At 45.1% G+C, this 26,891-nt stretch carries 19 protein-coding genes and 2 pseudogenes; 17 read left to right on the forward strand and 4 right to left on the reverse strand.

Features of this window, described 5'->3' with window-relative positions:
* Window positions 1–83 precede the first annotated feature (83 nt).
* Window positions 84–590 carry a peptide deformylase gene (gene def / locus H8A87_RS14910; protein ID WP_198690732.1) on the forward strand — a complete coding sequence of 169 codons (507 nt, stop codon included), beginning with the start codon at window positions 84–86 and terminating at the stop codon, window positions 588–590.
* Between the two features lie 279 nt (window positions 591–869).
* Window positions 870–1,268 (forward strand): hypothetical protein, encoded by a 399-nt coding sequence (locus H8A87_RS14915; RefSeq protein WP_198690733.1) that lies wholly within the window; start codon window positions 870–872, stop codon window positions 1,266–1,268.
* A 225-nt stretch (window positions 1,269–1,493) separates the two neighbouring features.
* On the opposite strand, the gene mutH is transcribed toward H8A87_RS14915, so the two are convergent.
* The 4 genes and pseudogenes from mutH to leuA all read right to left on the reverse strand — a co-directional run bounded on the left by mutH (window position 1,494) and on the right by leuA (window position 7,384).
* Window positions 1,494–2,180, reverse strand: coding sequence for a DNA mismatch repair endonuclease MutH (gene mutH, locus H8A87_RS14920; protein ID WP_198690734.1), 687 nt, complete (start codon window positions 2,178–2,180; stop codon window positions 1,494–1,496).
* Between the two features lie 588 nt (window positions 2,181–2,768).
* A pseudogene (gene sgrR / locus H8A87_RS14925) lies at window positions 2,769–4,416 on the reverse strand (HTH-type transcriptional regulator SgrR).
* 224 nt (window positions 4,417–4,640) lie between these two features.
* Entirely contained in the window at window positions 4,641–5,780 is a 1,140-nt protein-coding gene (leuB, locus tag H8A87_RS14930) for a 3-isopropylmalate dehydrogenase (protein ID WP_198690735.1), read from the reverse strand.
* Between the two features lie 2 nt (window positions 5,781–5,782).
* Entirely contained in the window at window positions 5,783–7,384 is a 1,602-nt protein-coding gene (gene leuA / locus H8A87_RS14935) for a 2-isopropylmalate synthase (RefSeq protein ID WP_198690736.1), read from the reverse strand.
* A 1,072-nt stretch (window positions 7,385–8,456) separates the two neighbouring features.
* On the opposite strand from leuA, the gene leuO reads away from it, so the two are divergent.
* The 15 genes and pseudogenes from leuO to murG all read left to right on the forward strand — a co-directional run bounded on the left by leuO (window position 8,457) and on the right by murG (window position 26,891).
* Window positions 8,457–9,404 carry a transcriptional regulator LeuO gene (gene leuO, locus H8A87_RS14945; RefSeq protein WP_198690737.1) on the forward strand — a complete coding sequence of 316 codons (948 nt, stop codon included), beginning with the start codon at window positions 8,457–8,459 and terminating at the stop codon, window positions 9,402–9,404.
* Window positions 9,405–9,838: 434 nt separating this feature from the next.
* Window positions 9,839–11,638, forward strand: coding sequence for an AMP-dependent synthetase/ligase (locus H8A87_RS14950; RefSeq protein WP_408646932.1), 1,800 nt, complete (start codon window positions 9,839–9,841; stop codon window positions 11,636–11,638).
* A gap of 219 nt (window positions 11,639–11,857) precedes the next feature.
* A complete protein-coding gene (gene ilvI / locus H8A87_RS14955; RefSeq protein ID WP_198690739.1) occupies window positions 11,858–13,585 on the forward strand; it encodes an acetolactate synthase 3 large subunit in 1,728 nt (575 codons plus the stop codon).
* A 2-nt stretch (window positions 13,586–13,587) separates the two neighbouring features.
* On the forward strand, window positions 13,588–14,079 hold the full coding sequence (gene ilvN, locus H8A87_RS14960) for an acetolactate synthase small subunit (RefSeq protein WP_198690740.1): 492 nt from the start codon (window positions 13,588–13,590) through the stop codon (window positions 14,077–14,079).
* 88 nt (window positions 14,080–14,167) lie between these two features.
* Entirely contained in the window at window positions 14,168–15,175 is a 1,008-nt protein-coding gene (gene cra / locus H8A87_RS14965; protein WP_198690741.1) for a catabolite repressor/activator, read from the forward strand.
* Between the two features lie 648 nt (window positions 15,176–15,823).
* Window positions 15,824–16,282 (forward strand): division/cell wall cluster transcriptional repressor MraZ, encoded by a 459-nt coding sequence (mraZ, locus tag H8A87_RS14970; protein ID WP_198690742.1) that lies wholly within the window; start codon window positions 15,824–15,826, stop codon window positions 16,280–16,282.
* Window positions 16,283–16,284: 2 nt separating this feature from the next.
* Entirely contained in the window at window positions 16,285–17,229 is a 945-nt protein-coding gene (gene rsmH, locus H8A87_RS14975; RefSeq protein ID WP_198690743.1) for a 16S rRNA (cytosine(1402)-N(4))-methyltransferase RsmH, read from the forward strand.
* Entirely contained in the window at window positions 17,226–17,546 is a 321-nt protein-coding gene (gene ftsL / locus H8A87_RS14980) for a cell division protein FtsL (RefSeq protein WP_198690873.1), read from the forward strand. The genes rsmH and ftsL overlap by 4 nt, the downstream gene beginning before the upstream one ends.
* 27 nt (window positions 17,547–17,573) lie before the next feature.
* Window positions 17,574–19,353, forward strand: a pseudogene (locus H8A87_RS14985) (peptidoglycan glycosyltransferase FtsI).
* On the forward strand, window positions 19,340–20,827 hold the full coding sequence (gene murE / locus H8A87_RS14990; protein WP_198690745.1) for a UDP-N-acetylmuramoyl-L-alanyl-D-glutamate--2,6-diaminopimelate ligase: 1,488 nt from the start codon (window positions 19,340–19,342) through the stop codon (window positions 20,825–20,827). The pseudogene H8A87_RS14985 and the gene murE overlap by 14 nt, the downstream one beginning before the upstream one ends.
* Window positions 20,824–22,206: a UDP-N-acetylmuramoyl-tripeptide--D-alanyl-D-alanine ligase gene (gene murF, locus H8A87_RS14995; protein WP_198690746.1), complete on the forward strand. Its 1,383-nt coding sequence runs from the start codon at window positions 20,824–20,826 to the stop codon at window positions 22,204–22,206. The genes murE and murF overlap by 4 nt, the downstream gene beginning before the upstream one ends.
* Window positions 22,200–23,282 carry a phospho-N-acetylmuramoyl-pentapeptide-transferase gene (gene mraY, locus H8A87_RS15000; protein ID WP_198690747.1) on the forward strand — a complete coding sequence of 361 codons (1,083 nt, stop codon included), beginning with the start codon at window positions 22,200–22,202 and terminating at the stop codon, window positions 23,280–23,282. The genes murF and mraY overlap by 7 nt, the downstream gene beginning before the upstream one ends.
* A 17-nt stretch (window positions 23,283–23,299) precedes the next feature.
* Window positions 23,300–24,610 (forward strand): UDP-N-acetylmuramoyl-L-alanine--D-glutamate ligase, encoded by a 1,311-nt coding sequence (gene murD / locus H8A87_RS15005; RefSeq protein WP_198690874.1) that lies wholly within the window; start codon window positions 23,300–23,302, stop codon window positions 24,608–24,610.
* The gene (gene ftsW / locus H8A87_RS15010; RefSeq protein ID WP_198690748.1) at window positions 24,610–25,803 is read left to right on the forward strand and encodes a cell division protein FtsW; all 1,194 of its coding nucleotides are present in this window, start codon (window positions 24,610–24,612) and stop codon (window positions 25,801–25,803) included. The genes murD and ftsW overlap by 1 nt, the downstream gene beginning before the upstream one ends.
* Window positions 25,800–26,891 (forward strand): undecaprenyldiphospho-muramoylpentapeptide beta-N-acetylglucosaminyltransferase, encoded by a 1,092-nt coding sequence (gene murG, locus H8A87_RS15015; protein WP_198690749.1) that lies wholly within the window; start codon window positions 25,800–25,802, stop codon window positions 26,889–26,891. The genes ftsW and murG overlap by 4 nt, the downstream gene beginning before the upstream one ends.

Genomic DNA, 26,891 nt, shown 5'->3' on the forward strand with positions numbered 1-26,891 from the left:
AACCATTTAATACATGACCAAAGCTGAGGCATGAAAGATGAAGGGTATATATGATTAAAGGCATCTAAAGAGGATGATAAGTTATGGCAATTCTAGATATACTCACAATCCCAGATGAAAGACTGAGAAAAAAATGTGTTGATGTCACTGATTTTGATAAAGTCCAAACGCTGATTGATGACATGTTGGAGACAATGTATAACACCGATAATGGAATTGGTTTAGCGGCACCACAGGTTGGTCGTCAAGAAGCGGTTTTGATCATTGATCTTTCACCAAACCGTGATCAGCCAATGGTTTTGGTCAATCCTGAGATTGTTGAAAAAGAGCGTCGTGTAGTGAATCAGGAAGGTTGCCTGTCGATACCGGGATATTGTGCGGATGTAGAAAGGTTTGAAAAAGTGAAGGTAGAAGCACTGGATCGTCACGGTAAGCCGATTACGATAGAAAGCGACGATTTTCTGTCGATTGTGATGCAGCATGAAATCGATCACTTACATGGCATTATTTTTATCGATTACCTGTCACCCTTGAAAAGGCAAATGGCACTGAAAAAAGTGAAGAAATATCTAAGCAGTAGGAAAAATTAATAGAGAGAGAATAAAGAAATGTAATTATTTCTTAATGATATTATACCATTGCTCAATATTGAGATTTTATATATTGCTATGATTTAAATTATTAATGATAAACATGCATAAAAAAGCTTAAAATTCATTTACTGGATAAAATAATTAGCCAGTTGTGATCAATGTTTATACCCAATAGATTTCGAGTTACAGCTAACAAAGATGTAGTTTGAAAAATAGAAGGTGTATCTGATGGAATTTAAATGATTTGATGGTAATGATATAAGTAGGGGAACTATTGTGATCGAAAGAAGTAATATTGCGCACTATCAACAACCTAATTTTTCCATTGATCTGAACCTGATAGATACAACTGATGCCAAGACGGGGACTTATTTGATGATATTGGAGGCAGAGGGAATTAGAGATGCTCAGGTTCCCTCAGTCAAAGTTGGTAGTAAAATGGAATATGTTCATATTCTATCAACTGCCTGTAGTAATGAGTTCGCATGTGCCATTTATATCAGAAATAGGGGCAATAGCAGCTATCCACTCGTTGGTACTATCTATCTTAGCTATCATCCGTCATCCGGGCTTGTTGACATTACTACAGTGAAGATCTCTCCAGAATCTCAGTTAGACCTGGATATAGATAGGATGGATAACACTACGTTTGACTTTAAACTGAAAGCAAAATAAAGCACTCCGGGTTTTTGTATCAAAATTAGCAGGGTGGCCATTTGGTAGGCCACCGAATAATTGCATGACTTATCTGTTACTTATTGTGGGATAAAATGGTTTGGCTGTCTGCTGCAAAACTTCACTATCACGCGGCGCCACCAATTCTACATTGCCACGAATCAATTCAATATTTGCCTTTTGCGGGTTCATCGTCACTTTAGGAAAATGAGACTTACGGAATATTTATTGGTGCAAGAAGAAATGGCGGGCCAATATTGGTGCCGTAAAATTTTTCTTCAAATAAAAACCTCTGGGCAGTGTCATGATTGGCTGACCATATTCTCCTATCGCTTCTGTCAGTGCCCGGCTATTGGCGGCTTTGGGACGCAATTGCAGCACTTCACCATGACGGGCAGTGATGCTCTCGACTTTGCCTAATACAATGAGATCCATGAGTTCTTCCCAATCGCGTTGTAGAAATTCTTCCTCAATCGCATTTGGGCTCCAAAGCAGTGGAGAACCCACACGGCGTTCGGAAAGAGGAATGTTCCTTTCTCCTTCAACAGGTATCCACAGGACACGGGATAATTTCCGCCTGACGTGACAATTTTCCCATGTAACGCCACTGTTACCCGTTAAAGGGGCTACGCAGACAAAAGTTGTTTCCAATGGCGAACCGTTTCTATCTACAGGGATCGTTTTCAGTTCGATACCGATATGTTCAAAATCTTGTTCGGGCTTACTGCCTGCGTCTGCGCCTAAATAATACTCAAGCAACATGCCTACCCAGCCTTTGTCACGCTTTAAATTGGGAGGAATGGAAAGTTTAGCTCGTGCAGCGAGTTCACCCATAGATAAACCTGCCAGAGAGTGGGCGCGTTCGAATAATTGTTGCTCATTTTCGGGTGGTGCTGGCGGTGTAAAGTACATGTTATAGAATATATTTTTTTCTGGTTAAAAAGTGTTCACGTGGATTCTTGGAAGTCATTATTAAATTATCATTACCCTGCTTGTTTTTATAATAGCATGATATAAAAGATTTTTTAATTTATGTTCTCTGCATTAAAAATAAACTTGTTATGATTGTTCACCTATTCCCAGTGATAATAAACAGGATCTTACACCATGTTATCCACAGATTTATGGGATAAGTGATAGAAAGTGAGATCACTGGTTTGATTTACAGCTCTAATGAGCGATGTTTTCTACAAAAATAGGCGATTTTTGTTTAACTAAAAGGCATATCCTGTGGATAAATTCATCATTGATTGATCTTTGCTCAGTGTGAGTAAAGATGAAAATTTTGATGAGTAATATGCGTTGTAAAACGGGGTATAAAATGTATTAAGATAATGAAAAATAATGGGTATTTATTTGCTCTTATGGAGAGTGATAAAATACATAAGAAAAGTATACCCGTTTTACCCCTCACTTTTTCACATACATATCCACAGAAAAAGTGAATAAAATGGTTCTTGCCAGACAACGAATGTTTATAACTTTAGCTTTTTCTGTGAATTATCCTTCTGGAGGAGTAAACCACGCTGATTTAAAATCAAACCATCCAAAGGTATTCATTTTTACCCCTCTCATACTGCGTTGACCCTGTAATTCGAGCCAATGATGAAATAATGGGTGTAGCCAGTGTTGATCAATGATGTTTTTGCACCAATCTTCAACGGATAGATTGTTTTTTCTCCATAGAGATGCTTCCTTTGTTAAGTCACTGCCCAGACACTTTTTCAACAATGGCATTTCATAAAGAGTGGCAAACAGCGAAAATTCCAAGGGTTTGTAAAAGTTGGCCGTAGCCAGCCAGATATCGCTTTCGGTATCGCCATTGAACCACGTATCGTAATCGACAATTTTGATCTCCAATTCCACCCCATATTTAGCCAGAATGACTTGCAGAATTTGGCTTATCGTATGGTATTCGTGGTGCTGGTGATACAGCGTTACGGTAATTGTTGAGATATCTTCCGGTTTCGGACGTGGTGGCACCAGTTTGCTATGATGCCAGCGCAATAATAGCCCATAAGCGGGTGACCAGTGGCGCTGATAGAAAGGAGAACATGATGGGAGTGAGTAAACTACAGAGCCAGTCACGGACGTCTTCCCGTGCACACTTGGCGGAGCGGTGATCGTTAAGTAGGAAATAGCAGCCTTCTTCCATTCTACTATCTAGCGAATTATTACTGCTGCCATCGCTTTCCAGATGCAGGGTGGTACAAACTAACTTTTCTGTCAATTCTGGATGTATCCAGATGTTGACTTCATCAAGCAGAGCCCTGAAGCCAAAATAGTGATCAAATGCCTTGATTTTGAGTTTTTGCGCATCATTGGCAACAACTTGATAAGGCCCAGTACCTATGGGATGGCGGGCGAAATTTGGTAGGGTTTGCCATTCCTGCGGTAAGATCATGGCATGGGGGCTTCCCATCAGGAAATCAAACCGAGAATCGGCTTCGTGAAGAAAAATATCTACAACATGTGGAGTATTGGAAGTCACTTCGTTGATGTGGGAGAAAAGGGGAAACGTTTTTAGATGTTCCAATGAGCTGATGATATCGCTCATTTGCAGCTCCCGGCCATGATGAAAATAGATGGCGGGACGGAGGTAAAATCGCCAATGGTTATCGGCCATTTTTTGCCAGTGATGAGCGAGATCACCTTCGACTTCCTCTTTTTCCTCATTTATACGAAGCAGCCCATTGAATATTTGGCGGATAAGGTGGACTTCTGAGCGCCGAAGCGGCGTGTTAGGCAGCAAGTTGGGAAATGGGCGGTAATAAATAATACGTAAGGTGTTTTTTCCTTGGCTGAAATTGCGTTCAAGTTGTGACAGCACCATTTGGCGAATCGCATTTTTATCCCCCATCATATGAACGAGTTGCTCAATATTTTCCTGTTCGAATAATTTTTCTGCGCGTTGTTGCTGAAGTTCCAATCCACTGCGAATGAAGTGAAGCTGAGAGCGTTTTCCCCGTCCGGCTTCTGCATGCCATTGCAACCAGCCGGCTTGCTGCATGTTATTCAACAAAGAACGGATGTGACGACGTGAGCAATGCAGAATATCTGCCAGTGATTGCAAGGTGGTTTCAGTCTTTTTGCCTTGATAGTGTTGCCATAATCGAATGAATTGTTGTTGTAAGCGAGGGTTCGGCATAAAAGGGGAACTCCACTGATTTTTTCATCAATTTTTGTTTCCTTATATTAAGCCGATAATGAGTAGGAATTAAAGTAGTTCAGAAGAGAGAACTTTTCTCACTGACTCCCGATTTTTTTGAGTAATGGTATTTTTGCCAGCCAGTAAGTGATCTTACTGGCTTTTTTTGTTGGATAGATAAGAAGGAATTTGCCAACGTTAGCGAAGAAAAACGGGTTGACTCTCTAAACTGCTTCGGCGATATAACGTGCGATGATCTCGCCCATTTCATCGGTACTGGCCGCTTTGCCATTATCGGCTAAGTCTGCGGTGCGATAACCCTGTTCCAAAGCATGGTTGATAGCTTGTTCAATGGCGTCTGCGGCATCATTGCGTCCAAGACTATAACGCAGCAACAGAGCTGTAGACAAAATTTGGGCAATTGGATTGGCGATGTTTTTGCCAGCAATATCCGGGGCTGAACCGCCTGCGGGCTCATATAAGCCAAAACCTTTTTCATTCAGGCTGGCAGAAGGCAGCAATCCCATTGATCCTGTGATCATGGCGCATTCATCAGATAAGATATCGCCAAAAATATTGGAGCACAACAGGACATCAAACTGGGCCGGATCTTTGATCAATTGCATGGTGGCGTTATCGATATACATGTGATTGATTTCAACGTCAGGATAATCTTTGGCGATTTCGCCGACGACTTCACGCCATAATACGGAGCTTTGCAAAACATTCGCTTTATCAATCGAAGTTACTTTATGGCGGCGCTTGCGCGCGGATTCAAACGCAATGCGTGCGATCCTTTCTATCTCGAAACGGTGATAGATCTCCGTATCGAAAGCGCGTTCATACTTTCCTTCGCCTTCACGCCCTTTCGGCTGGCCAAAATAGATGCCGCCAGTCAGTTCACGGACGCATAAAATATCAAAGCCTTTTGCGGCAATATCATGGCGAAGTGGGCAAAAAGACGCTAAACCGGCGTATAAATGTGCCGGGCGTAAGTTACTGAACAGTTTGAAATGCTTGCGTAGTGGCAATAATGCACCGCGTTCTGGCTGTTCTGCGGGAGGTAAATGCTCCCATTTCGGGCCCCCTACGGAACCAAAAAGGATTGCATCGGCTTTTTCGCAACCGGCAATAGTCTCCTGAGGTAAAGGACAGCCATGACGATCAATGGCGATCCCTCCTGCATCGTATTCGCTAGTTGTGATGCGGATATTGAAGCGATGACGGATAGCCGCTAACACTTTGTAGGCTTGCTTCACAACCTCAGGGCCAATACCGTCACCGGGCAAAATAGCAATGTGATAGTGACCAGTTTCTTGCTTGCTTGAAAGAGCATGGTTTGAAATAGGTTGGCTTGAAGACATGATTATGCAGTTTCCTTTGTGTCGTTTTGGGGATTGATCTGGTTATGATCCTGAGTATTGCTCTGGGATATACGCTGCTTCTCTTTTTCTACTTGTTCTGCCTGCCAAATGTTATTCAGGACATGGATCATGGCTCTGGCGGAGGATTCAATAATGTCTGTTTCTAATCCCATTCCGTGGAAACGGCGACCAAAACACTCCACGATAATATCAACCTGACCGAGGGCATCTTTCCCATGTCCTTTACCGGATAATTGATAGGAGATTAACTCAAGTGGATAACCTGTAATTCGGCTGATGGCCTGATAGATAGCATCAACAGTACCGTTGCCCGTAGAGGCTTCAGATTTGATTTCATCCCCGCAGGCCAGACGCACGGTTGCAGTAGGGACTATGTTGGTGCCGGACTGGATGCTGAAATAATCCAGACGGTAATATTCATGTTCTTGCTGTTGCTGATTAATGAATACTAATGCTTCCAAGTCGTAATCAAACACTTGCCCTTTTTTGTCTGCTAATTTTAAAAACGCTTGATACAAAGCATCCAGATCGTAGTCATTCTCCTGATAACCCATTTCTGCCATGCGGTGTTTCACTGCGGCACGTCCTGAGCGTGAAGTCAGGTTGAGCTGAGTATCTTTCAGACCGATGGATTCGGGGGTCATGATTTCGTAAGTTTCGCGATTTTTCAGGATACCATCCTGATGAATACCGGATGAATGGGCAAACGCGTTACTGCCAACAATGGCTTTATGAGCTGGAATTGGCGTATTACAAATTTGGCTCACCAACTGACTGGTACGGTAAATTTCCGCATGGTTGATGTTGGTATGGACTCCCAACATTTGTTGGCGTGTTTTGATCGTCATGATCACTTCTTCCAGAGAACAGTTACCAGCGCGTTCTCCCAATCCGTTGATAGTACCTTCTATCTGCCGGGCTCCTGCCTGAACTGCCGTAATTGAGTTAGCTACAGACATCCCCAAATCATCATGGCAATGAACAGAAATAATCGCTTTATCAATGTTGGGTACACGATCAAATAAGGTACGGATAATGCCACCAAATTGATAAGGCGTCGTGTAACCAACGGTGTCGGGAATGTTGACTGTGGTTGCGCCCGCCTTGATTGCCTGTTCGACAATTCTGCACAAATTATCGATATCTGTACGGCCAGCATCTTCACAGGAAAACTCGATGTCATCGGTGTAGTTACGTGCTCGTTTGATGGAGCGAACGGCCATCTCGACAACATCATCAAAAGTTCTTTTTAATTTATGTTCGACATGCAAATTGGAGGTAGCCAATACCATGTGCAGACGGAAGGCTTCAGCGAATTTCAGGGCTTCGGCGGCGACATCAATGTCATTATCAACGCAGCGGGATAAGGCACAGATACGGCTGTTTTTGATTTCTCGGGCGATGGTTTGAACCGATTCAAAATCCCCCGGAGAAGAAACCGGAAAACCAGCCTCAATGATATCGACTCCCAGCCTTTCCAGTGCATAAGCAATTTGCAGTTTTTCTTTCACACTCAGGCTGGCTTGTAATGCCTGTTCTCCATCACGCAGTGTGGTATCGAAGATAATAACTTGCTGGCTCATATTTTGCTCCTGTCAAATAGGCGATGATATTTTATTTTTGAGCGCCGGCCGGTAAAAAAAAACCCGCGCCGTGCGCGGGTTTTCTTGTTTCTGTGGAGGTTAACTTAACTCTGTTATTCACCCACCAACATACCGACACCGCGCACATTAAAGGCGATGAGTAGTAGGCTTAGTAGGCGAATAGAGTGAATCATGTGAGCTAACCTTTATAAATTTGTTAATCAAGTTTTAATTGTCGGCGTATTTATAGATACGTTATCTGAAAAACAATGTCAAGAAGTAAAAGTGTAAATTTAAGGTGAATCATGCTCATTGTTGATTGTTAATTGAACTCACTTTAGACTTGGTGACTATTTTTTACATTTTTAGTGATGTTTTTATCTATTTTTCATATCTATATATGGAGTAAAATCCGGCTCTGATGGATGATAAATTTGGTATCTGTTGTTTTATACAGTCATTTTATGTGATTTTTTATGCGACTGTTTTAATTCGAACGTTTAACTACGACTGTTTTAATGCGGATATGCACTGATAGGTTCTAAGGGACAAGGATAAGATGGGTATTAACCACAGTGTTTCTAGGTTTTCTAGGTTAAGAAATCATAACTATATAGAATATTAATAAATTGTGTCTCGATATATTGGAAGAACTAATTTCTGATTAATGTTTTGGATCATTTTCCTGATAGATAATATTAATAGAGAGTTCTGTAATTAGTTGGAATACAGTAATTTTATTGTGAATTTTTTCTGCTCTTCATGTTGACATTATTGATTGCCCGATCGTTTGGGACGTAAATCGTTAGTGTCAGTCGAGTTACTTTTATTCATATATAAATAATTAATATTCATGCTTATAAAAATATTACGGCTACGTAGATAAGAATGCATTGGTTATGTGTGTTTGTTTTTTGTACAAGGATGAATCTCAATTTACTTTCCAAGAAATTGGGATAATTGATCTTATTAATTGGTAAGGCTGTTTACGGTGTCAAAATGTTGCATTTGGAAACCGCCAATACTCTATTATTTAATGAGATCACTGCTATAAGTTTAGTGGAGTGAAATAATGACTGAATACAACTCAGTAACTACAGGAAAAAAAGAATCATGCGATGTTCAATTGCGCAGTGTAGATCTCAATTTGCTTACTGTTTTTGATGCCGTAATGCAAATGCAGAATATTACACGTGCAGCTCAGGCATTGGGAATGTCGCAACCGGCTGTCAGTAATGCGGTAGCACGTTTGAAGACGATGTTTGATGATGAATTATTTGTTCGCTATGGCCGTGGTATTCAGCCAACGGCAAGAGCAAAGCAGCTCTTCGGGCCACTCAGACAGGCACTTCAAATTGTTCATAATGAATTGCCCGGGGTGGGATTTGATCCCGATAATAGCACTAGGGTATTTAACCTATCTATTTGTAGTCCACTTGATATTCGTTTAGCTGCTCAAATTGTTGGGCAAATAAAAAAACATTCTTCTAATATCGAAGTTGTCATTAAAACACAAATTAGTGATGATATTGAGAAGCAATTAAAATATCAGGAAATAGAATTTGTTATCAGTTATACCCAATTAGATAACTCTGATTTCCATAATTATCCTCTGTTTAATGATGAATTGGTTCTCGCGGTTTCTAAACATCATCCTAGAATTGGTAAGAAAATTACCCAGCAGCAGTTGCTGGAAGAAAGGCATGCCATTGTTGCATTGGATAATGCAGATTCATTCAGTAAGCCTTACTATGAAAGTAATGAATTATTGCGTTCTATTTCTTATCAGGGAACGGATTTAAATAGTGTTCTTAATATTGTATCTCAAACCTATTTAGTTGCTATTGTGCCAAAATGGATGGTTGAGCATTATTCTGAACAGTTAAACATTTGTTCAGTATCTCTGCCCAATGGTCGAGTTTCTCGCCCTTGCTATTTGATATGGCATGGTTCAACCGATCGGGATAAAGGTCATCAGTGGATGAAATCGCTACTGAGTCATCTTGGTGAACGAGAATAAAACAAAACGTACGAAATCTAGGGCCTATCCCGATAGTGATGACTGGGATAAGGCTCTTAGTCAGAATCTGTTTTATTAGACCTCATGTTGTCTGGCATCACTGTTATAGGAGCGACTTCTTGATGGTGATGATAGTCAATAGTAGATAATATCATCTTATGAAACAGATTTTTTATTGAACAAATTGTAGGCGTGTCTGTGAATTTTCACTGCATTAGCTCTTGCCACGATATTTATCTCTGTTTATCCATATTTATTCGATAAATCCTGCAAATATTCTCCTTTTCAGAGGGAGAAGATATTAAAAATACACTTTCCCCTTTTACGAGGAATAGGTAGACTGCGCGAAAATAGCTAACATCTGTAAGCTGAACAGTGGGCAGTACGCTTGCTGAATACGCTGAACTAAAATATTTATACAGGAATATATTGTGATAACAGACTCCCTGCATTCCTATCACTTGGTTAACCGATTACAGCAGCAAGCCAATGAATATCCGGAAAAAATTGCATTTCGGCAATGGTCGCCATCAAAACAGCTCGAAATGAGTTGGCGAGAGGTCGAATGCACAACTAAATCCGTGGCAAAAGCATTACTGTCATTGGGGGTAGAAGTGCAGGGAAAAGTTGGCATTTTTGCGCAGAATTGCATGGCGTGGTCATTGGCTGATCTAGCTATTCTTCAGCTACGGGCTGTGACAGTGCCGCTGTACGCGACCAGTACCTGTGATCAGGCAGCATTCATGCTCAATGATGCGGGGGCACGCGTGTTGTTCGTTGGTGAGCAGGAGCAATATGATATTGCAATAACACTGATTGAACAGTGCCCCGAACTTGTTCATCTTATTGTGCTGGATGAATCTGTAGACTTGAAAGGTTGTCCACAGGCATTGTATTTATCTACTTTTATTGCCAATGACCATGCACAATATCAATCAGAACTTGAAAGGCGCATTTCCGATCAGGATTTGAATGATCTCTTCACCTTAATTTATACCTCCGGTACAACGGGAGAACCAAAGGGAGTGATGTTGGATTATCGCAATATCGCTTCACAGCTTTACCTGCATGACCAAAGATTGACATTGACCAAACAGGATGTATCGCTCAGTTTTCTGCCGTTATCTCACATCTTCGAGCGTGCGTGGAGCTATTATGTCATGCACACTGGCGCCCTGAATGTCTATTTGACCGACACAAATCTTGTGCGTGAGGCGATGACTGATGTGTGCCCAACGGTCATGTGTTCTGTTCCCCGTTTTTATGAAAAAGTGCATAGCGCGATCTTAGAGAAAGTTTCTCAGGCTCCTGTTTGGCGCAGAATGATTTTTAATTGGGCATTAAAGCGGGGAGAAAACCGCTGGATGCGCCAGCAGCAGAATAAAAAAGGTTGCCCATTCACGCGTTGTAGCTACCAACTGGCCGACAAACTGGTGTTGAACAAGCTCCGTAATTTATTGGGTGGAAGAGTGCGTTTCCTGCCAGTGGCGGGAGCACGTCTTGACGATGCGATTACTCGTTTCTTCCTGTCCATCGGTCTGAATATCAAATATGGCTACGGTATGACAGAAACTTGCGCCACCGTATCCTGCTGGGAAGAGAAAAATTATCTTTTGGGCTCAATTGGTACGCCATTGCCCGGTGTTGAGGTTCGCATCAGTACCGAGAGTGAGATCCAAGTGCGTGGTTCTATCGTCATGAAAGGTTATTTCAACCGCCCAGAGGAAACTGTCCATGCATTTACTGAAGATGGCTGGCTGCGGACGGGCGATGCCGGAGGGTTGGATGATGACGGTAACCTGTTCATCACCGAGCGCCTGAAAGATTTGATGAAAACCTCAACAGGCAAATATATTGCTCCGCAAATGATTGAAGGGATGTTAGGTCAAGATCGTTTTATTGAATATATTGCGGTTATTGCTGATGCCCGCCAATTTGTTTCTGCGCTGATTGTTCCCAGTTATGAAGCCATTGAGGAATATGCGAAATCTATTAATCTTCATTATCAGGATAGAATTGAATTACTGAGCAGTCATCAAGTTATTGAACTGTTTGAGCAGCGTTTAAAGGACATGCAGAAAAATATTGTCAAATTCCATCAGGTCAAACGGTTTATTCTTTTGCCTGAAGCGTTTTCCATGGAAAAGGGAGAATTGACGCCGACATTGAAATTGCGCCGTAAGGTTATTTCACAGCGTTATCAGAGCGAAATTGAATCCATGTATCGGGATTGAAGGCAGATAAAAGATAGTCTCTCCATTAAAAAAATGTTTCCAGGATGTGAATTGATATTTGCTAAGGTTTGTATCTAACGTTATGTTAGTTAACTTAGCGTTATCAAATGATTCACTCTATATAAATAAGAAATGGAATAAATAAGGTTATTTTTGATAGTAGCCTTATGAAATTCCGACGATTAACTTGCAAACAAACAGAGCCTGGAGGCAAACTCGATGGAGATGTTGTCAGGAGCCGAAATGGTCGTCAGATCGTTAATCGATCAGGGCGTTGAACATGTGTTTGGTTATCCGGGCGGGGCTGTATTGGATATCTATGATGCCCTGCATACGGTTGGAGGAATCGAGCATATTCTGGTTCGCCATGAACAGGGTGCTGTTCATATGGCGGATGGATATGCCCGTTCCACGGGAAAAGTTGGGGTTGTTTTGGTGACATCCGGACCAGGGGCAACAAATGCCATCACGGGAATTGCAACGGCATACATGGATTCAATTCCCATGGTGGTTCTGTCTGGTCAGGTTGCCAGCTCCCTGATAGGCAATGATGCTTTTCAGGAATGTGATATGGTGGGGATCTCTCGCCCCATCGTGAAACACAGTTTTCTGGTGAAAAAAGCAGAAGATATCCCAAATACGATTAAAAAAGCTTTTTATTTGGCCGCGAGTGGCCGACCTGGGCCTGTCGTTATCGACTTTCCTAAAGATACCGTCAATCCTGCATTGAAATTTCCGTATGTGTACCCTGAAAAAATTAATATGCGTTCGTACAACCCTACCGTTCAGGGGCACAAAGGGCAGATTAAGCGTGTATTGAAAACCCTGCTGAATGCGAAAAAACCTGTGCTTTATGTCGGTGGCGGTGCCATCAATTCGGCATGTTCTGCAGAGTTGTTGACGCTGGTTGAACGTTTTCGTATTCCGGTCGTCAGCTCGCTGATGGGGTTGGGGGCATTTCCTGCGACTCATCAGCAAAGTTTGGGCATGCTGGGGATGCACGGCACTTTCGAAGCCAATAAAGCGATGCACAATTCCGATGTGATTTTTGCAGTGGGAGTGCGCTTTGACGATCGTACGACCAATAATCTGGAAAAATATTGTCCAGAAGCGACGATACTGCATATTGATATCGACCCTACTTCGATTTCGAAAACGGTGGCGGCGGATATCCCTATCGTTGGGGATGCCAAACAGGTACTTGGTCAGATGCTGGAATTGTTGGATTCTACAGAAGATACCCAAGATCCAGATGCCCTGAAAGATTGGTGGCTTTCCATCGAACAGTGGCGTAGCCGCAAATGTCTTGATTACGATCGCACTACAGCGAAGATTAAGCCACAGGCTGTGATTGAAACCCTTTACCATCTAACCGAGGGTAAGGCGTATCTTGCGTCAGATGTTGGTCAACATCAGATGTTTGCCGCTTTGCATTATCCATTTGATAAGCCAAGGCAGTGGATTAATTCCGGTGGCTTGGGAACCATGGGATTTGGCCTGCCCGCGGCGCTCGGTGTGAAGTTGGCAAAACCTGATGCCACGGTTGTATGCGTGACAGGGGATGGTAGCATCCAGATGAATATCCAAGAATTGTCCACTGCCTTGCAATATGGTTTGCCTGTTCTGGTACTGAACCTGAATAACCGTTTCTTGGGGATGGTAAAACAATGGCAGGACATGATATACGCGGGTCGTCATTCTCAATCCTATATGGAATCCCTACCTGATTTCGTCAAATTGGCTGAGGCTTATGGTCACATTGGTATTTCCATCCAAACTTACGAGGAGTTGGAGACGAAATTGGCCCATGCCCTGCATGAAGTCACTGAAAATCAACGTCTGGTTTTCGTGGATGTTACCGTTGATGAAACAGAACACGTTTATCCAATGCAGATCCGTGGAGGGGCAATGGATGAAATGTGGTTAAGCAAAACAGAGAGGACCTGATCATGCGCCGGATTTTGTCTGTATTACTTGAAAACGAATCGGGAGCATTATCCCGCGTGATTGGCTTGTTTTCTCAGCGGGGTTACAACATTGAAAGCCTGACGGTCGCTCCGACTGAAGATCCAACATTGTCACGCATGACCATTCAGACCAAAGGCGATGCCAAGGTGCTGGAGCAAATCGAGAAGCAATTGCATAAATTGGTAGATGTGCTGCGGGTCAATGAATTAACTGCGGGGCCTCATGTTGAGCGTGAAATTATGTTGGTGAAATTACAGGCCAGCGGATACGGTCGGGAAGAAATCAAGCGTAGCACGGATATTTTTCGCGGACAGATCGTTGATGTAACGTCAACGCTGTATACCGTCCAATTAGTCGGAACGAGCGAAAAGCTGGACGCTTTCCTTGATTCAGTAAGAGAGGTGGCTGAGATTGTGGAAGTTGCGCGCTCAGGCATTGTTGGTGTTTCTCGCGGAGATAAAATTATGCGATGAAAAATCGTAATCTGCGGGTTAAAATACAGATATTCATTGAGCCCTATTGTAAAGTAGGGCTTTTTCATCATCTTACTGAGGGGTTAATGTGAAACTGGATGAGATCGCCCGCTTAGCAGGTGTTTCACGTACTACGGCCAGTTATGTCATCAATGGTAAAGCCAAGCAATATCGTGTCAGTGATAAAACAGTAGAAAAAGTGATGGCCGTGGTCAGAGAACACAATTACCATCCTAATGCTGTTGCTGCCGGTCTTCGGGCGGGGCGCACCCGTTCAATTGGTTTAGTCATACCCGATTTGGAAAATACGAGTTACACTCGCATAGCCAATTATCTTGAACGTCAGGCGCGGCAGCGTGGATACCAGCTATTGATCGCATGTTCTGAAGATCAGCCTGATAATGAGATGCGTTGTGTTGAGCATCTTCTGCAACGTCAGGTTGATGCTATCATTGTTTCCACCGCCTTGCCTCCTGAACATCCTTTCTATCAGCGTTGGGCAAATCGTTCACTGCCCATCATTGCGCTTGACCGTGCGCTGGACAGTGAGCATTTTATCAGTGTTGTCGGGGATGACCTTGAAGATGCGAAAATGTTGGCACAGGAATTGGCGCAATTCCCCGCAGAATCTGTCCTTTATTTGGGGGCATTGCCTGAATTATCGGTTAGCTTCTTGCGTGAACAAGGCTTCCGTGAAGCGTGGGAGCATGATCCTCGGGAAGTGAATTATCTGTATGCGAATAGCTATGAGCGTGAAGCAGCGGCTGAAGTATTTACGTCATGGTTGGAATCAAACCCTGTTCCTCAAGCACTCTATACCACTTCGTTTGCGTTGCTTCAGGGAGTCATGGATACCATTCTCAAGCGTAGTGGCCGCTTACCGGGCCAATTGGTTATTGCCACATTTGGCGATCATGAGTTGCTCGACTTCCTCGAATGTCCGGTATTGTCTGTAGCACAACGTCATCGTGATGTCGCCGAATGTGCTCTTGAGCTGGTATTGGCCAGTTTGGATGAAAAGCAACGGCCAGCGCCTGGAATAACCCGAATGCGCCGTCATTTATGCCGTCGTGGCAAGCTGAGTCGAAAAGCCTAATTGAGTACCCTCATTGAAAATGAGGGTGCTGTTTGGCCCACCAAAATCATCGAAATACACTTGTTGCCATAATTTTGAGACTATTCTGACTAAAATTCTCTTAAACAGAGTTCTATGACCGTTAAAATCGATAATATGTTATTTAAATTAACAAGGTGAATAATTCTTCACTTAAACAATATTATTTATGTGTGTTACTTTTTTTGTAGCGATGTTTTTTCTATTTGATTGATATCTAATTATTTTTACTCTTTGGATAATCATTTGATTTCATTTAGTTATTATTTTTCATGCTATTGTAACTTAAATGCATTTTTATTATTGATAGGTTTATGATGATTAACAATTAGGCAATAATGAGATATAAGTTACATAAATTAATTTAAGTGGTAATTATTTGCTCTAAATTCAACTCCTAAGAAGGCTATCTACAGCTTTGTTAAATTATTCAAAATTATCATGGTGTTATCTATTATTAATATAGCCAGATCTGAAAAATCCTTCTTTTTCTCTTCCCAATCTTTCTGTAAATCTAGCTAAAGCGCACGGGCTCTGGCTTGACAAGGTTTTCATACCATCCGTAAACTCTTAATTGTGGTGATTTGTGGGATAATGTGGAGATTTGGGCCATCAAGGGGTAACCTGAGTATGTTTCGTGGAGCAACACTGGTTAATCTCGATAGTAAAGGGCGGCTCACTGTACCTGCCCGATATAGAGAAACGCTGAATGAGGAATCAACAGGTCAAATGGTTTGTACCATTGATCTCCATCAGCCGTGCCTGTTGCTTTATATATTACCCGAATGGGAAATCATCGAAGAAAAGTTATCTCGCTTATCCAGCATGAATCCAGCCGAACGTCGAGTTCAACGTTTGTTATTGGGACACGCCAGTGAATGTCAAATGGACAATGCAGGGCGTCTTTTATTAGCTAATACATTGCGTCAGCATGCAGGGCTAACAAAAGAGGTCATGCTGGTTGGGCAATTTAATAAATTTGAATTGTGGGATGAACAAGTTTGGTATCAGCAAGTACAGAATGATATTGCGACTGAACAGTCCACACAAGAACCTTTATCAGCACGGCTACAGGATTTATCACTATAAACATGGCAAATAGTCATTTTAAACATACCAGTGTATTACTGGATGAAGCTGTCAATGGACTGAATATTCAAGAAGATGGAATTTATATAGATGGGACATTTGGACGGGGGGGACACTCTCGCCTGATTTTGTCGAAATTAGGGCCTAATGGACGTTTGATCGCGATTGATCGCGATCCACAAGCCATTGAAGCGTCAAAGGCGATTACTGACAAGCGTTTTTCTATCATGCATGGGCCATTTTCGGAATTGGCAACTTACGTAGAAGACGCTGGTCTAGTTGGGAAGATTGATGGCGTACTGCTGGATTTAGGGGTTTCTTCCCCACAACTGGATGATCCTGAACGTGGTTTTTCATTTATGCGTGATGGGCCACTGGATATGCGGATGGACCCTACGCGTGGGCAGTCTGCCTCAGAATGGTTGATGAAAGCTGAAGCAGATGACATAGCATGGGTGCTGAAAACATTTGGTGAAGAACGTTTTGCCAAGCGTATCGCGAGAGCCATTGTGGCACGCAATCAGGAACAACCAATGACGCGGACCCGAGAGTTGGCAGAAGTCATTGCTCAGGCAAGCCCAATAAAGGAAAGGCATAAGCATCCGGCAACACGCAGTTTTCAGGCTATCAGGATTTACATTAACAGTGAACTGGAAGAGATCGAACGTGCATTAGATGGCGCACTGCGCGTTCTGGCACCACAGGGGCGATTATCTGTCATCAGTTTCCACTCATTGGAAGATCGCATAGTGAAACGCTTTATCCGACAACACAGTCAGGGGCCACAGGTTCCCGTCGGTTTGCCTCTCACGGAAGCGCAGTTAAAGGCGCTGGGAGGGCGAAGCCTGAAATCCATTGGCAAAATGCAACCTTCAGGGGACGAAGTGGCTACAAATCCAAGGGCGAGAAGCTCGGTTTTGCGATTTGCTGAAAAGGCGGGGGAATAATGGCTGGTGAACGTCATGGGTTAGTCGGGGTTATCGGCGGGGATTTAATCCGTAGTGCCAAGATCCCACTGATTTTGCTAGTAGCTGTTGTGGTTTCAGCTATCGGCGTTGTGACGGTCACACATCAGACTCGTTTATTGACTGCGGATAAAGAGCGTCAAGTGATTCAGCTTGATGCTCAGGATATTGAATGGCGTAACCTGCTCCTTGAAGAGAATGCTCTGGGTGATCACAGTCGGATTGAACGGATTGCGACTGAAAAATTGCAGATGCAACACGTTGATCCAGTTAAAGAAAATATTGTGATAACTCAATGAGTCCAGTTGACAACCAAAAGGTAGGCGATGAAAGCTGCACGCTCTTTAAAGTTGAAAAAGCAAGAAGATAAAGCAAGTTTTGTAAGCTGGCGTTTTGCCTTGCTGTGTGGGGGCATTGGGTTTGCTTTGATCGGGCTTTTGATTCGTGTTGCCTATTTGCAGATCATCAATCCTGACCGTTTGGTAAAAGAAGGTGATTCGCGTTCCCTGCGCGTCCAGGCCATCCCAACCGCCCGTGGCATGATAAACGATCGCAATGGGCGTCCGCTGGCGGTCAGTGTGCCCGTTGATGCTGTCTGGGCCGATCCCAAAGAAGTGTTTGAAAAAGGTGGCATCACAGATGATACCCGCTGGAGGGCTCTGGCTGATGCACTTTCTATTCCGCTTGAGCAATTGACCAGCAAAATCAGTGATTATCCTAATGGGCGCTTTGTTTACCTTGCCCGCCAAGTGAACACTTCCATCAGTGATTATGTCGAGAAGTTGAAGTTACCCGGTATCTATTTGCGTCAGGAGTCTCGCCGTTATTACCCGGCAGGGCAGGTGACGGCACACATTATTGGGGTAACCAACATTGATGGTAAGGGAATTGAGGGCGTTGAAAAAAGCTTTGACAGTTGGCTGACGGGAAGGCCGGGCAGCCGGACGGTGCGTAAAGATCGCACAGGGCGTGTCATTGAAGATATCTCATCCACAGATAGTCGGGCGGCCCACGATCTGACGCTCAGTATTGATGATCGCCTTCAGACTTTGGTGTATCGCGAACTGACTAAAGCCGTCTCACTGAACAAAGCTGAATCCGGGACGGCCGTATTGGTTGATGTCAATACGGGCGAAGTATTGGCGATGGCAAACAGCCCATCTTATAACCCGAATAATTTGGCGGGAACACCTAAAGATGCAATGCGTAACCGCGCCATCACCGATATTTTTGAGCCTGGTTCCACGGTGAAACCGCTGGTGGTGATGAGTGCGCTGAACAGTGGCATTGTCAAAGAAAATACGGTGTTGGATACCAGGCCGTATCGAGTCACGTATGGTTCGAGGGGGCATGAAATCAAAGACGTTGCTCCACGTCCAGAGTTGACTATTACCGGAATTTTGCAGAAGTCGAGTAACGTCGGTGTTTCCAAGCTGGCGTTAGCGATGCCCGCCTTAGAGCTGGTAGATGTTTATTCACGCTTTGGGATGGGAAAACCGACCAATCTGGGGCTGGTCGGAGAAAGTAGTGGCTTATTTCCAACAAATAAACAACGGTGGTCGGATCTTGATAGGGCCACCTTTTCTTTCGGCTACGGGCTGATGATAACACCATTACAGTTAGCGCGAGTCTATGCAACGATCGGCAGCTTGGGCGTTTATCGTCCATTGTCAATTACCAAGGTTGATCCCCCGGTACCAGGAAGTCGGGTATTTCCTGAGTCTGTCATGCGGACCGTGGTGCACATGATGGAGAGTGTCGCATTACCGGGAGGTGGTGGTGTACGGGCAGCGATAAAAGGTTATCGCATTGCAATTAAAACCGGTACGGCAAAAAAAGTTGGGCCGGATGGCAAGTACGTTAATAAGTATATTTCTTATACCGCAGGGATTGCACCTGCGAGTAATCCACGGTTTGCACTGGTTGTGATCGTCAATGATCCACAAGCAGGTAAATATTACGGCGGTGCGGTTTCGGCGCCCATCTTCGGAACTATCATGAGTGGTGTTCTACGTACGATGAACGTTGAACCAGATGCCTTGCCTGTGGGTGATAAAAACGAATTTGTGACTAATCAATAAAGAGGATAAAAGTGGCAGATCGTAATTTACGCGATTTACTGGCTCCTTGGGGTGTCGAGACACCGGAGCTTCCGCTACGCGAAATGACATTGGACAGCCGTAAGGCGGCTGCCGGAGATCTGTTTGTTGCGGTTCAAGGGCATCAAACAGATGGTCGGAAGTATATTCCTCAAGCCATCGCCCAAGGCGTCGCTGCGGTGATTGCAGAAGCGAAGGGAAAAGCGGATCACCGCACGATACAGAAGATGCACGGTGTTCCGGTTATCTATTTGGATGATTTAAATAATAAATTATCAAAACTGGCTGGCGAATTTTACCAACATCCCGGTAATAAGCTGAAATTAGTAGGTGTTACCGGAACCAACGGAAAAACGACGACAACACAATTGCTGGCGCAATGGAGCCAGGGGCTTGGTGAAACCAGCGCTGTGATGGGAACGGTAGGAAATGGGCTGCTGGGCATGGTGGTGCCAAGCGAAAATACTACGGGTTCTGCCGTTGATATCCAGCTTGATTTACAGCAACTTGTTAATCAAAACGCGACCTTTGCTGCGATGGAGGTCTCTTCACATGGGCTGATTCAGGGAAGAGTGGCTGCGTTACCGTTTCAAGCGGCCATTTTTACTAATTTAAGCCGTGATCACCTTGATTATCATGGTGATATGGAAAATTACGAAGATGCCAAATGGATGCTGTTCAGCAACCATGATGTGAAACAAAAAATCATCAATGCTGATGATGCAGTGGGGCAGAAATGGTTGTCTCGCTTGCCGGAAGCGGTCGCTGTCACGATGGAAAACCGCTTGCCGGAAAATTGGCAAGGGAGCTGGTTATCGGCCAATGAAGTTCATTATCACGACAAAGGTGCCTCTATTGCGTTTACTTCCAGTTGGGGAAATGGAATGTTCGACAGCCCTCTTATGGGCGCATTCAATGTCAGCAACTTGCTATTGGCGCTTGCGACTTTGTTGTCACTGGAATATCCCTTAGAAAAATTGCTGGCAACGGCTTCTTGTCTGGAACCTGTCTGTGGGCGTATGGAAGTCTTTTCCGCTGTGGGTCGCCCCACTGTTGTCGTAGATTATGCCCATACACCTGATGCTTTGGAAAAAGCGTTATCTGCGGCTCGCCTGCACTGTAAGGGGAAACTCTGGTGCGTATTTGGTTGTGGTGGTGATCGTGATAAAGGCAAGCGTCCATTGATGGGCGGCGTTGCAGAACAAGGCTCTGATCGCGTGGTTGTTACTGATGATAATCCTCGCAGTGAAGAACCTTATGCGATTGTGGCGGATATCCTGAAAGGGTTCATCGATCCGGGTTGTGCTATGGCGATTCATGGCCGCGTTGAAGCTGTTACCAGCGCCATTATGCAGGCAGCCGAAGAAGACGTTGTTCTTGTGGCAGGTAAAGGCCATGAAGATTATCAACTGGTCGGCAATCGTCGTTTGGATTACTCAGATCGCCTGACCGTTGCACGTTTGCTGGGAGTAATCGCATGATCCCACTGACACTTCAGCAACTGGCACAGTTAACAGATGGAACGTTATATCACGTGACTGAACATCGGGCTGCCACTCTCCAGATTAATACTGTGGAAACCGATAGCCGCAAAATCGTGCGCGGTAGTTTGTTTATTGCCTTAAAAGGGGAAAAATTTGACGCCCATGATTTCGCCTCTGATGTAGTTCAACAGGGGGCAGGTGTTTTATTGGTCAGTCGTCGCCTTGAGGTTGACTGTCCTCAGGTGGTGGTGGAAGACACCCGCCAGGCGATGGGAAAACTGGCAGGTTGGGTTCGTCAGCAAAGTAAAGCGCGAATCGTGGCCTTGACGGGTTCATCGGGCAAAACATCCGTAAAAGAGATGACAGCGGCGATTCTGCGTCAGTGCGGAAATACCCTTTATACTGCTGGCAACTTCAATAATGATATTGGTGTCCCATTGACCCTGTTCAGGCTCACTGATGAACACCAATTTGCCGTGATTGAACTGGGTGCCAACCACATCGGTGAAATTGCCTATACCACCGAAATGGCTCGCCCTGAAAGTGCGCTGGTCAATAATCTGTTTTCGGCTCATCTGGAAGGATTTGGTTCTTTAGCTGGGGTGGCCAAGGCAAAAGGTGAGATTTTTGAAGGTCTTTCTCCGACTGGAACTGCCATTATCAATCTGGATAGCAATGATTGGGATAATTGGCAGCATAGCATTAGCGATCAGCAGACAGTATGGCGCTTTTCCGTTTTGCCAACGGCTGACTCTGATTTTTACGCAACGGAGATTTCGGAACAGCCGTTGGCTACGCATTTTTGTCTCCATACCCCAATCGGAAATATCGAGCTGACACTGCCATTACCGGGGAAACACAATGTTGCCAATGCGCTGGCCGCTAGTGCTCTTGCAATCTCTGTCGGCGTATCGCTAGAGAATATTAGTGCCGGATTATCGGAACTCACGGCTGTTCCAGGACGTTTATTCCCCATTCACCTCACAGAGGGAAAATGGGTGTTGGACGACACTTATAACGCCAACACAGGTTCCATGATCGCCGCTGCAAATGTGCTGTCACAAATGTCCGGTTATCGAGTCATGGTTGTCGGTGATATGGGAGAACTGGGTGAGCAGGCGATTGAGTGCCATCGTGAGGTAGGTGAAGCCGTGGCATTCACAAACATAGATAAAGTACTCAGCGTCGGGACTCTCAGTTCCCATATCAGTGACGCGAGTGGTCGAGGGCAGCATTTCGCGAACAAGGCTGATTTAGTTGCAGCGCTGCTTTCTTTACTGGAACAACACAAAATGATTTCCATATTAATTAAAGGTTCACGCAGTACCGCAATGGAAGAGGTAGTGAACTCACTGAAGGAGAACTTCCAATGTTAGTTTGGCTCGCCGAATATCTGGTTAAATATCACACAGGCTTTAACGTCTTCTCCTATCTGACGTTCAGGGCCATTGTCGGCTTGCTGACTGCATTGTTTCTCGCGCTATGGATGGGGCCAAATTTAATTGCGTACCTGCAAAAATTACAGATTGGTCAGGTTGTACGTGACAATGGGCCAGAATCCCATTTCAGCAAACGTGGTACGCCGACAATGGGCGGGGTGTTGATCCTGTTTTCCATCACTATTTCTGTTCTGCTGTGGGCACGTCTAGATAACCCTTATGTCTGGTGTGTACTGGTGGTTCTGTTGGGTTACGGCATTGTTGGCTTCGTGGATGACTATCGCAAAGTGGTTCGCAAAGATACCAAGGGGTTGATTGCCCGCTGGAAGTATTTCTGGCAATCCGTTCTGGCTTTAGGCGTGGCGTTTGCTATGTACAGCATTGGCAAAGATACACCAGCGACACAATTGGTCATACCGTTCTTCAAAGAAGTCATGCCACAACTGGGATTGCTTTACATTCTGCTGGCCTATTTCGTGATTGTGGGAACCAGTAATGCGGTGAACCTGACCGATGGACTGGATGGTCTGGCTATCATGCCAACGGTACTGGTTGCGGCGGGCTTCGCCTTGGTGGCATGGGCAACGGGTAACGTGAATTTTGCTAGCTATCTGCATATCCCTTACCTGAGTCATGCGGGGGAATTGGTGATTGTCTGCACTGCGATTGTGGGGGCTGGGTTGGGCTTCTTATGGTTCAACACTTATCCAGCGCAAGTATTCATGGGTGATGTTGGCTCATTGGCACTGGGCGGCGCACTGGGCACCATTGCAGTCTTGCTGCGTCAAGAATTCCTGCTGGTCATCATGGGCGGGGTATTCGTGGTGGAAACACTCTCCGTCATTTTGCAGGTCGGATCATTCAAGCTGCGTGGACAGCGCATTTTCCGCATGGCACCGATTCACCATCACTATGAATTGAAAGGCTGGCCGGAGCCACGCGTTATCGTGCGCTTCTGGATTATTTCCCTGATGCTGGTGTTGATTGGTCTGGCAACGCTGAAGGTACGTTAATTATGGCTGAGCTACTTATGACTGAATACGGGGGTAAAAAAGTCGTCATTGTTGGGTTAGGGCTGACAGGCCTTTCCTGCGTTGACTTTTTTATCACACGTGGCGTGACCCCGCGTGTGATGGATACCCGTATAGTGCCACCGGGCAGTGATAAGCTGCCTGCTGATGTTAAGTGTCACACTGGCAGCTTAAATAAACAATGGCTGATGGATGCTGACCTGATTGTTGCCAGCCCAGGTATTGCGTTGGCAACGCCTGAATTGCAGGCAGCGGCTGATGCGGGTGTTGAAATTGTCGGAGATATTGAGCTGTTTTGCCGTGAAGCCACTGCCCCGATTGTTGCCATTACGGGTTCAAACGGTAAAAGCACCGTGACCACTCTAGTTGGAGAGATGGCAAAAGAAGCCGGATGGCAGGTTGGTGTGGGAGGCAACATTGGTGTTGCTGCTCTGGAATTACTGAAACAGCCTTGCCAGTTGTACGTACTGGAACTTTCTAGTTTCCAACTTGAAACGACTTACAGCCTGAAAGCAGCGGCAGCGACTGTGCTGAATGTGACCGAAGACCATATGGCTCGTTATCCTGAAGGATTGCCACAGTACCGTGCTGCAAAACTGCGTATTTATGATCAGGCAAAAGTCTGTGTGGTGAATGCTCAGGATGAACTGACTTTGCCGGTAGCAGGCAAGGATAGCCGTTGTATCAGCTTTGGTGTGGACAGTGGTGATTACCAACTTGATAGCGAACATCAACAATTGGTGGTCAACCAATATCCCGTACTGGCAACCCACGAAATGCAATTGGCTGGGCAACATAACTACACCAATGGGCTGGCAGCACTGGTACTGGCGGATGCGGTGGGTATACCGCGTGAAGCCAGTCTTCAGGCATTACGTACTTATGCAGGGTTGGATCACCGTTTTCAGGTGGTTCATATGAGGAATAGCGTTCGCTGGGTGAATGACTCTAAGGCAACCAATGTAGGTAGCACCCAAGCGGCACTCAGTGGATTAAGACTGGAAGGTACACTCTATCTTTTATTGGGTGGAGATGGAAAAGCGGCGGACTTTACCCCGCTGCAACCCTACATATCGGGGAATAATATTCGCCTTTACTGTTTTGGTCGTGATGGGAATCAGCTTGCGCAACTGCGTCCTGAAATCTCAATACTGACAGAAACGATGGAACAGGCGATGAGAGAAATTGCATCCAAGCTGGTTGTTGGCGATATGGTACTGCTGTCACCCGCTTGTGCGAGCTTTGATCAGTTCAATAGTTTTGAACATCGTGGTCATGAATTTGCCCGTTTGGCAGAGGAGTTAGGCTGATGACCATTCCAGGCCTCGGTAAATTTAAAAATTGGTTGGCGGGAAATGTGGAGGCAGATACCACAGATATCGTCATGTACGATCGTACCCTGGTCTGGATGATATTGGGGTTGGCTGTGATTGGCTTTGTCATGGTGACATCTGCCTCTATGCCAGTTGGTCAGCGTCTTGCTCAAGATCCGTTTATCTTTGCGCGGCGTGATGCGATTTACTTGTTACTGTGCTTTTTCTTGTCGCTGATCACGCTGCGCATTCCGATGGAATTTTGGCAGCGCTACAGCAACGTCATGTTGTTGGGCACGATTATGTTGTTGGTTTTGGTGCTGTTTGTAGGTAGCTCGGTCAATGGGGCATCACGTTGGGTAGCGATTGGCCCATTACGTATTCAGCCTGCCGAATTGTCGAAACTGTCACTTTTTTGTTACCTCTCCAGCTATCTGGTCAGAAAAGTTGAAGAAGTGAGAAATAACTTCTGGGGGTTCTGCAAGCCGATGGGTGTCATGATTGCACTGGCTATCCTGCTGCTGGCACAGCCCGATCTGGGAACCGTTATTGTGTTATTTGTGGCAACACTGACACTGCTGTTTCTGGCGGGAGCGAAATTATGGCAGTTTCTAGCCATCATTGGCTGCGGAATATTTGCCGTGTGCGTACTGATTGTTGCTGAACCTTATCGTATGCGCAGAGTGACCTCTTTTTTAGACCCGTGGGAGGATCCTTTCGGCAGCGGTTATCAATTAACCCAATCACTTATGGCATTTGGTCGAGGAAGTTTCTTTGGACAAGGGCTGGGAAATTCAGTCCAGAAACTGGAATATTTGCCCGAAGCCCATACTGACTTTATTTTCTCCATTCTAGCCGAAGAATTAGGTTATTTCGGTGTGGTTTTCGTGTTGGCAATGGTATTCTTCGTCGCTTTCCGCGCAATGATGATCGGCCGCCGGGCATTGCAGCTTGACCAACGGTTTTCAGGCTTTTTGGCTTGTGCAATCGGCGTATGGTTCAGCTTTCAGGCATTCATCAATGTCGGGGCTGCGGCAGGTATGCTGCCAACGAAAGGATTGACATTACCTCTGGTGAGTTACGGTGGTTCGAGTCTGATTGTGATGTCGACGGCCATCGTCATGTTATTGCGAATTGATTATGAAGTGCGTCTGACAAAAGCGCAGGCGTTCGTAAGGAGCCCTAAATGAGTGGCAAAAACCGGCGTTTAATGGTGATGGCAGGTGGTACGGGCGGTCATGTGTTCCCGGGGCTGGCGGTTGTCCATCATTTAAAAGAGCAGGGTTGGGATGTTCGCTGGTTGGGAACCGCTGATCGCATGGAAGCCGATCTGGTTCCGAAGCATGGCATTGACATCGAGTTTATTCAGATTTCAGGGCTGAGGGGCAAAGAAATAAAAGCGTTGCTTGCTGCTCCGATTAGAATTTTTAAAGCGATTCGGCAGGCAAAAGCCATCATGCGTCGTTATCAGCCGGATGTCGTGCTGGGGATGGGCGGATATGTCTCTGGGCCGGGTGGAATAGCGGCATGGTTGTGTGGTATCCCGGTTGTGCTGCATGAGCAAAATGGCATCGCGGGGCTGACTAATCGCTGGTTGGCCAAAATCGCAAAAACGGTTTTACAGGCATTCCCGGGAGCATTTCCTAAAGCACCGGTTGTCGGCAACCCAGTGCGGGAAGATGTATTGGCATTACCCGTACCTGTGCAGCGTTTGGCTGGGCGTGAAGGCCCTGTTCGGGTGCTGGTTGTTGGAGGCAGCCAGGGCGCAAGAATTCTGAACCAAACCATGCCAGAAGTGGCTGCCCGTCTGGGCGATAAAACCACATTCTGGCATCAGGCTGGAAAGGGCGCTCAAGAAGAAACACAGAAAAAATATGAAAATTCAGCCAAATCTGAATACAAAGTGACTGAATTTATTGATGATATGGCACAGGCTTATGCGTGGGCAGATATTGTAGTGTGTCGTTCTGGCGCATTGACAGTCAGCGAAGTTTCTGCCGCGGGATTACCTGCGATTTTTGTTCCATTCCAGCATAAAGATCGCCAGCAGTATTGGAATGCCTTGCCATTGGAAAAAGCGGGGGCAGCAAAAATACTCGAACAGCCCGAATTTACGGCTGATGCTGTGGCAGATCTATTAGTTCAGTGGCAACGCCCACAATTGCTGGAAATGGCAGAAAAGGCACGCTCAGTAGCCATCATTAATGCAACCGAGCGTGTGGCAGCAGCATTGATCGATGCTGTTGAAAATCATTCAGGCCGTTCTTGTTCTAAATAG

The organism is Xenorhabdus lircayensis (assembly GCF_016306625.1).
In the GTDB taxonomy this organism is placed as follows: domain Bacteria; phylum Pseudomonadota; class Gammaproteobacteria; order Enterobacterales; family Enterobacteriaceae; genus Xenorhabdus; species Xenorhabdus lircayensis.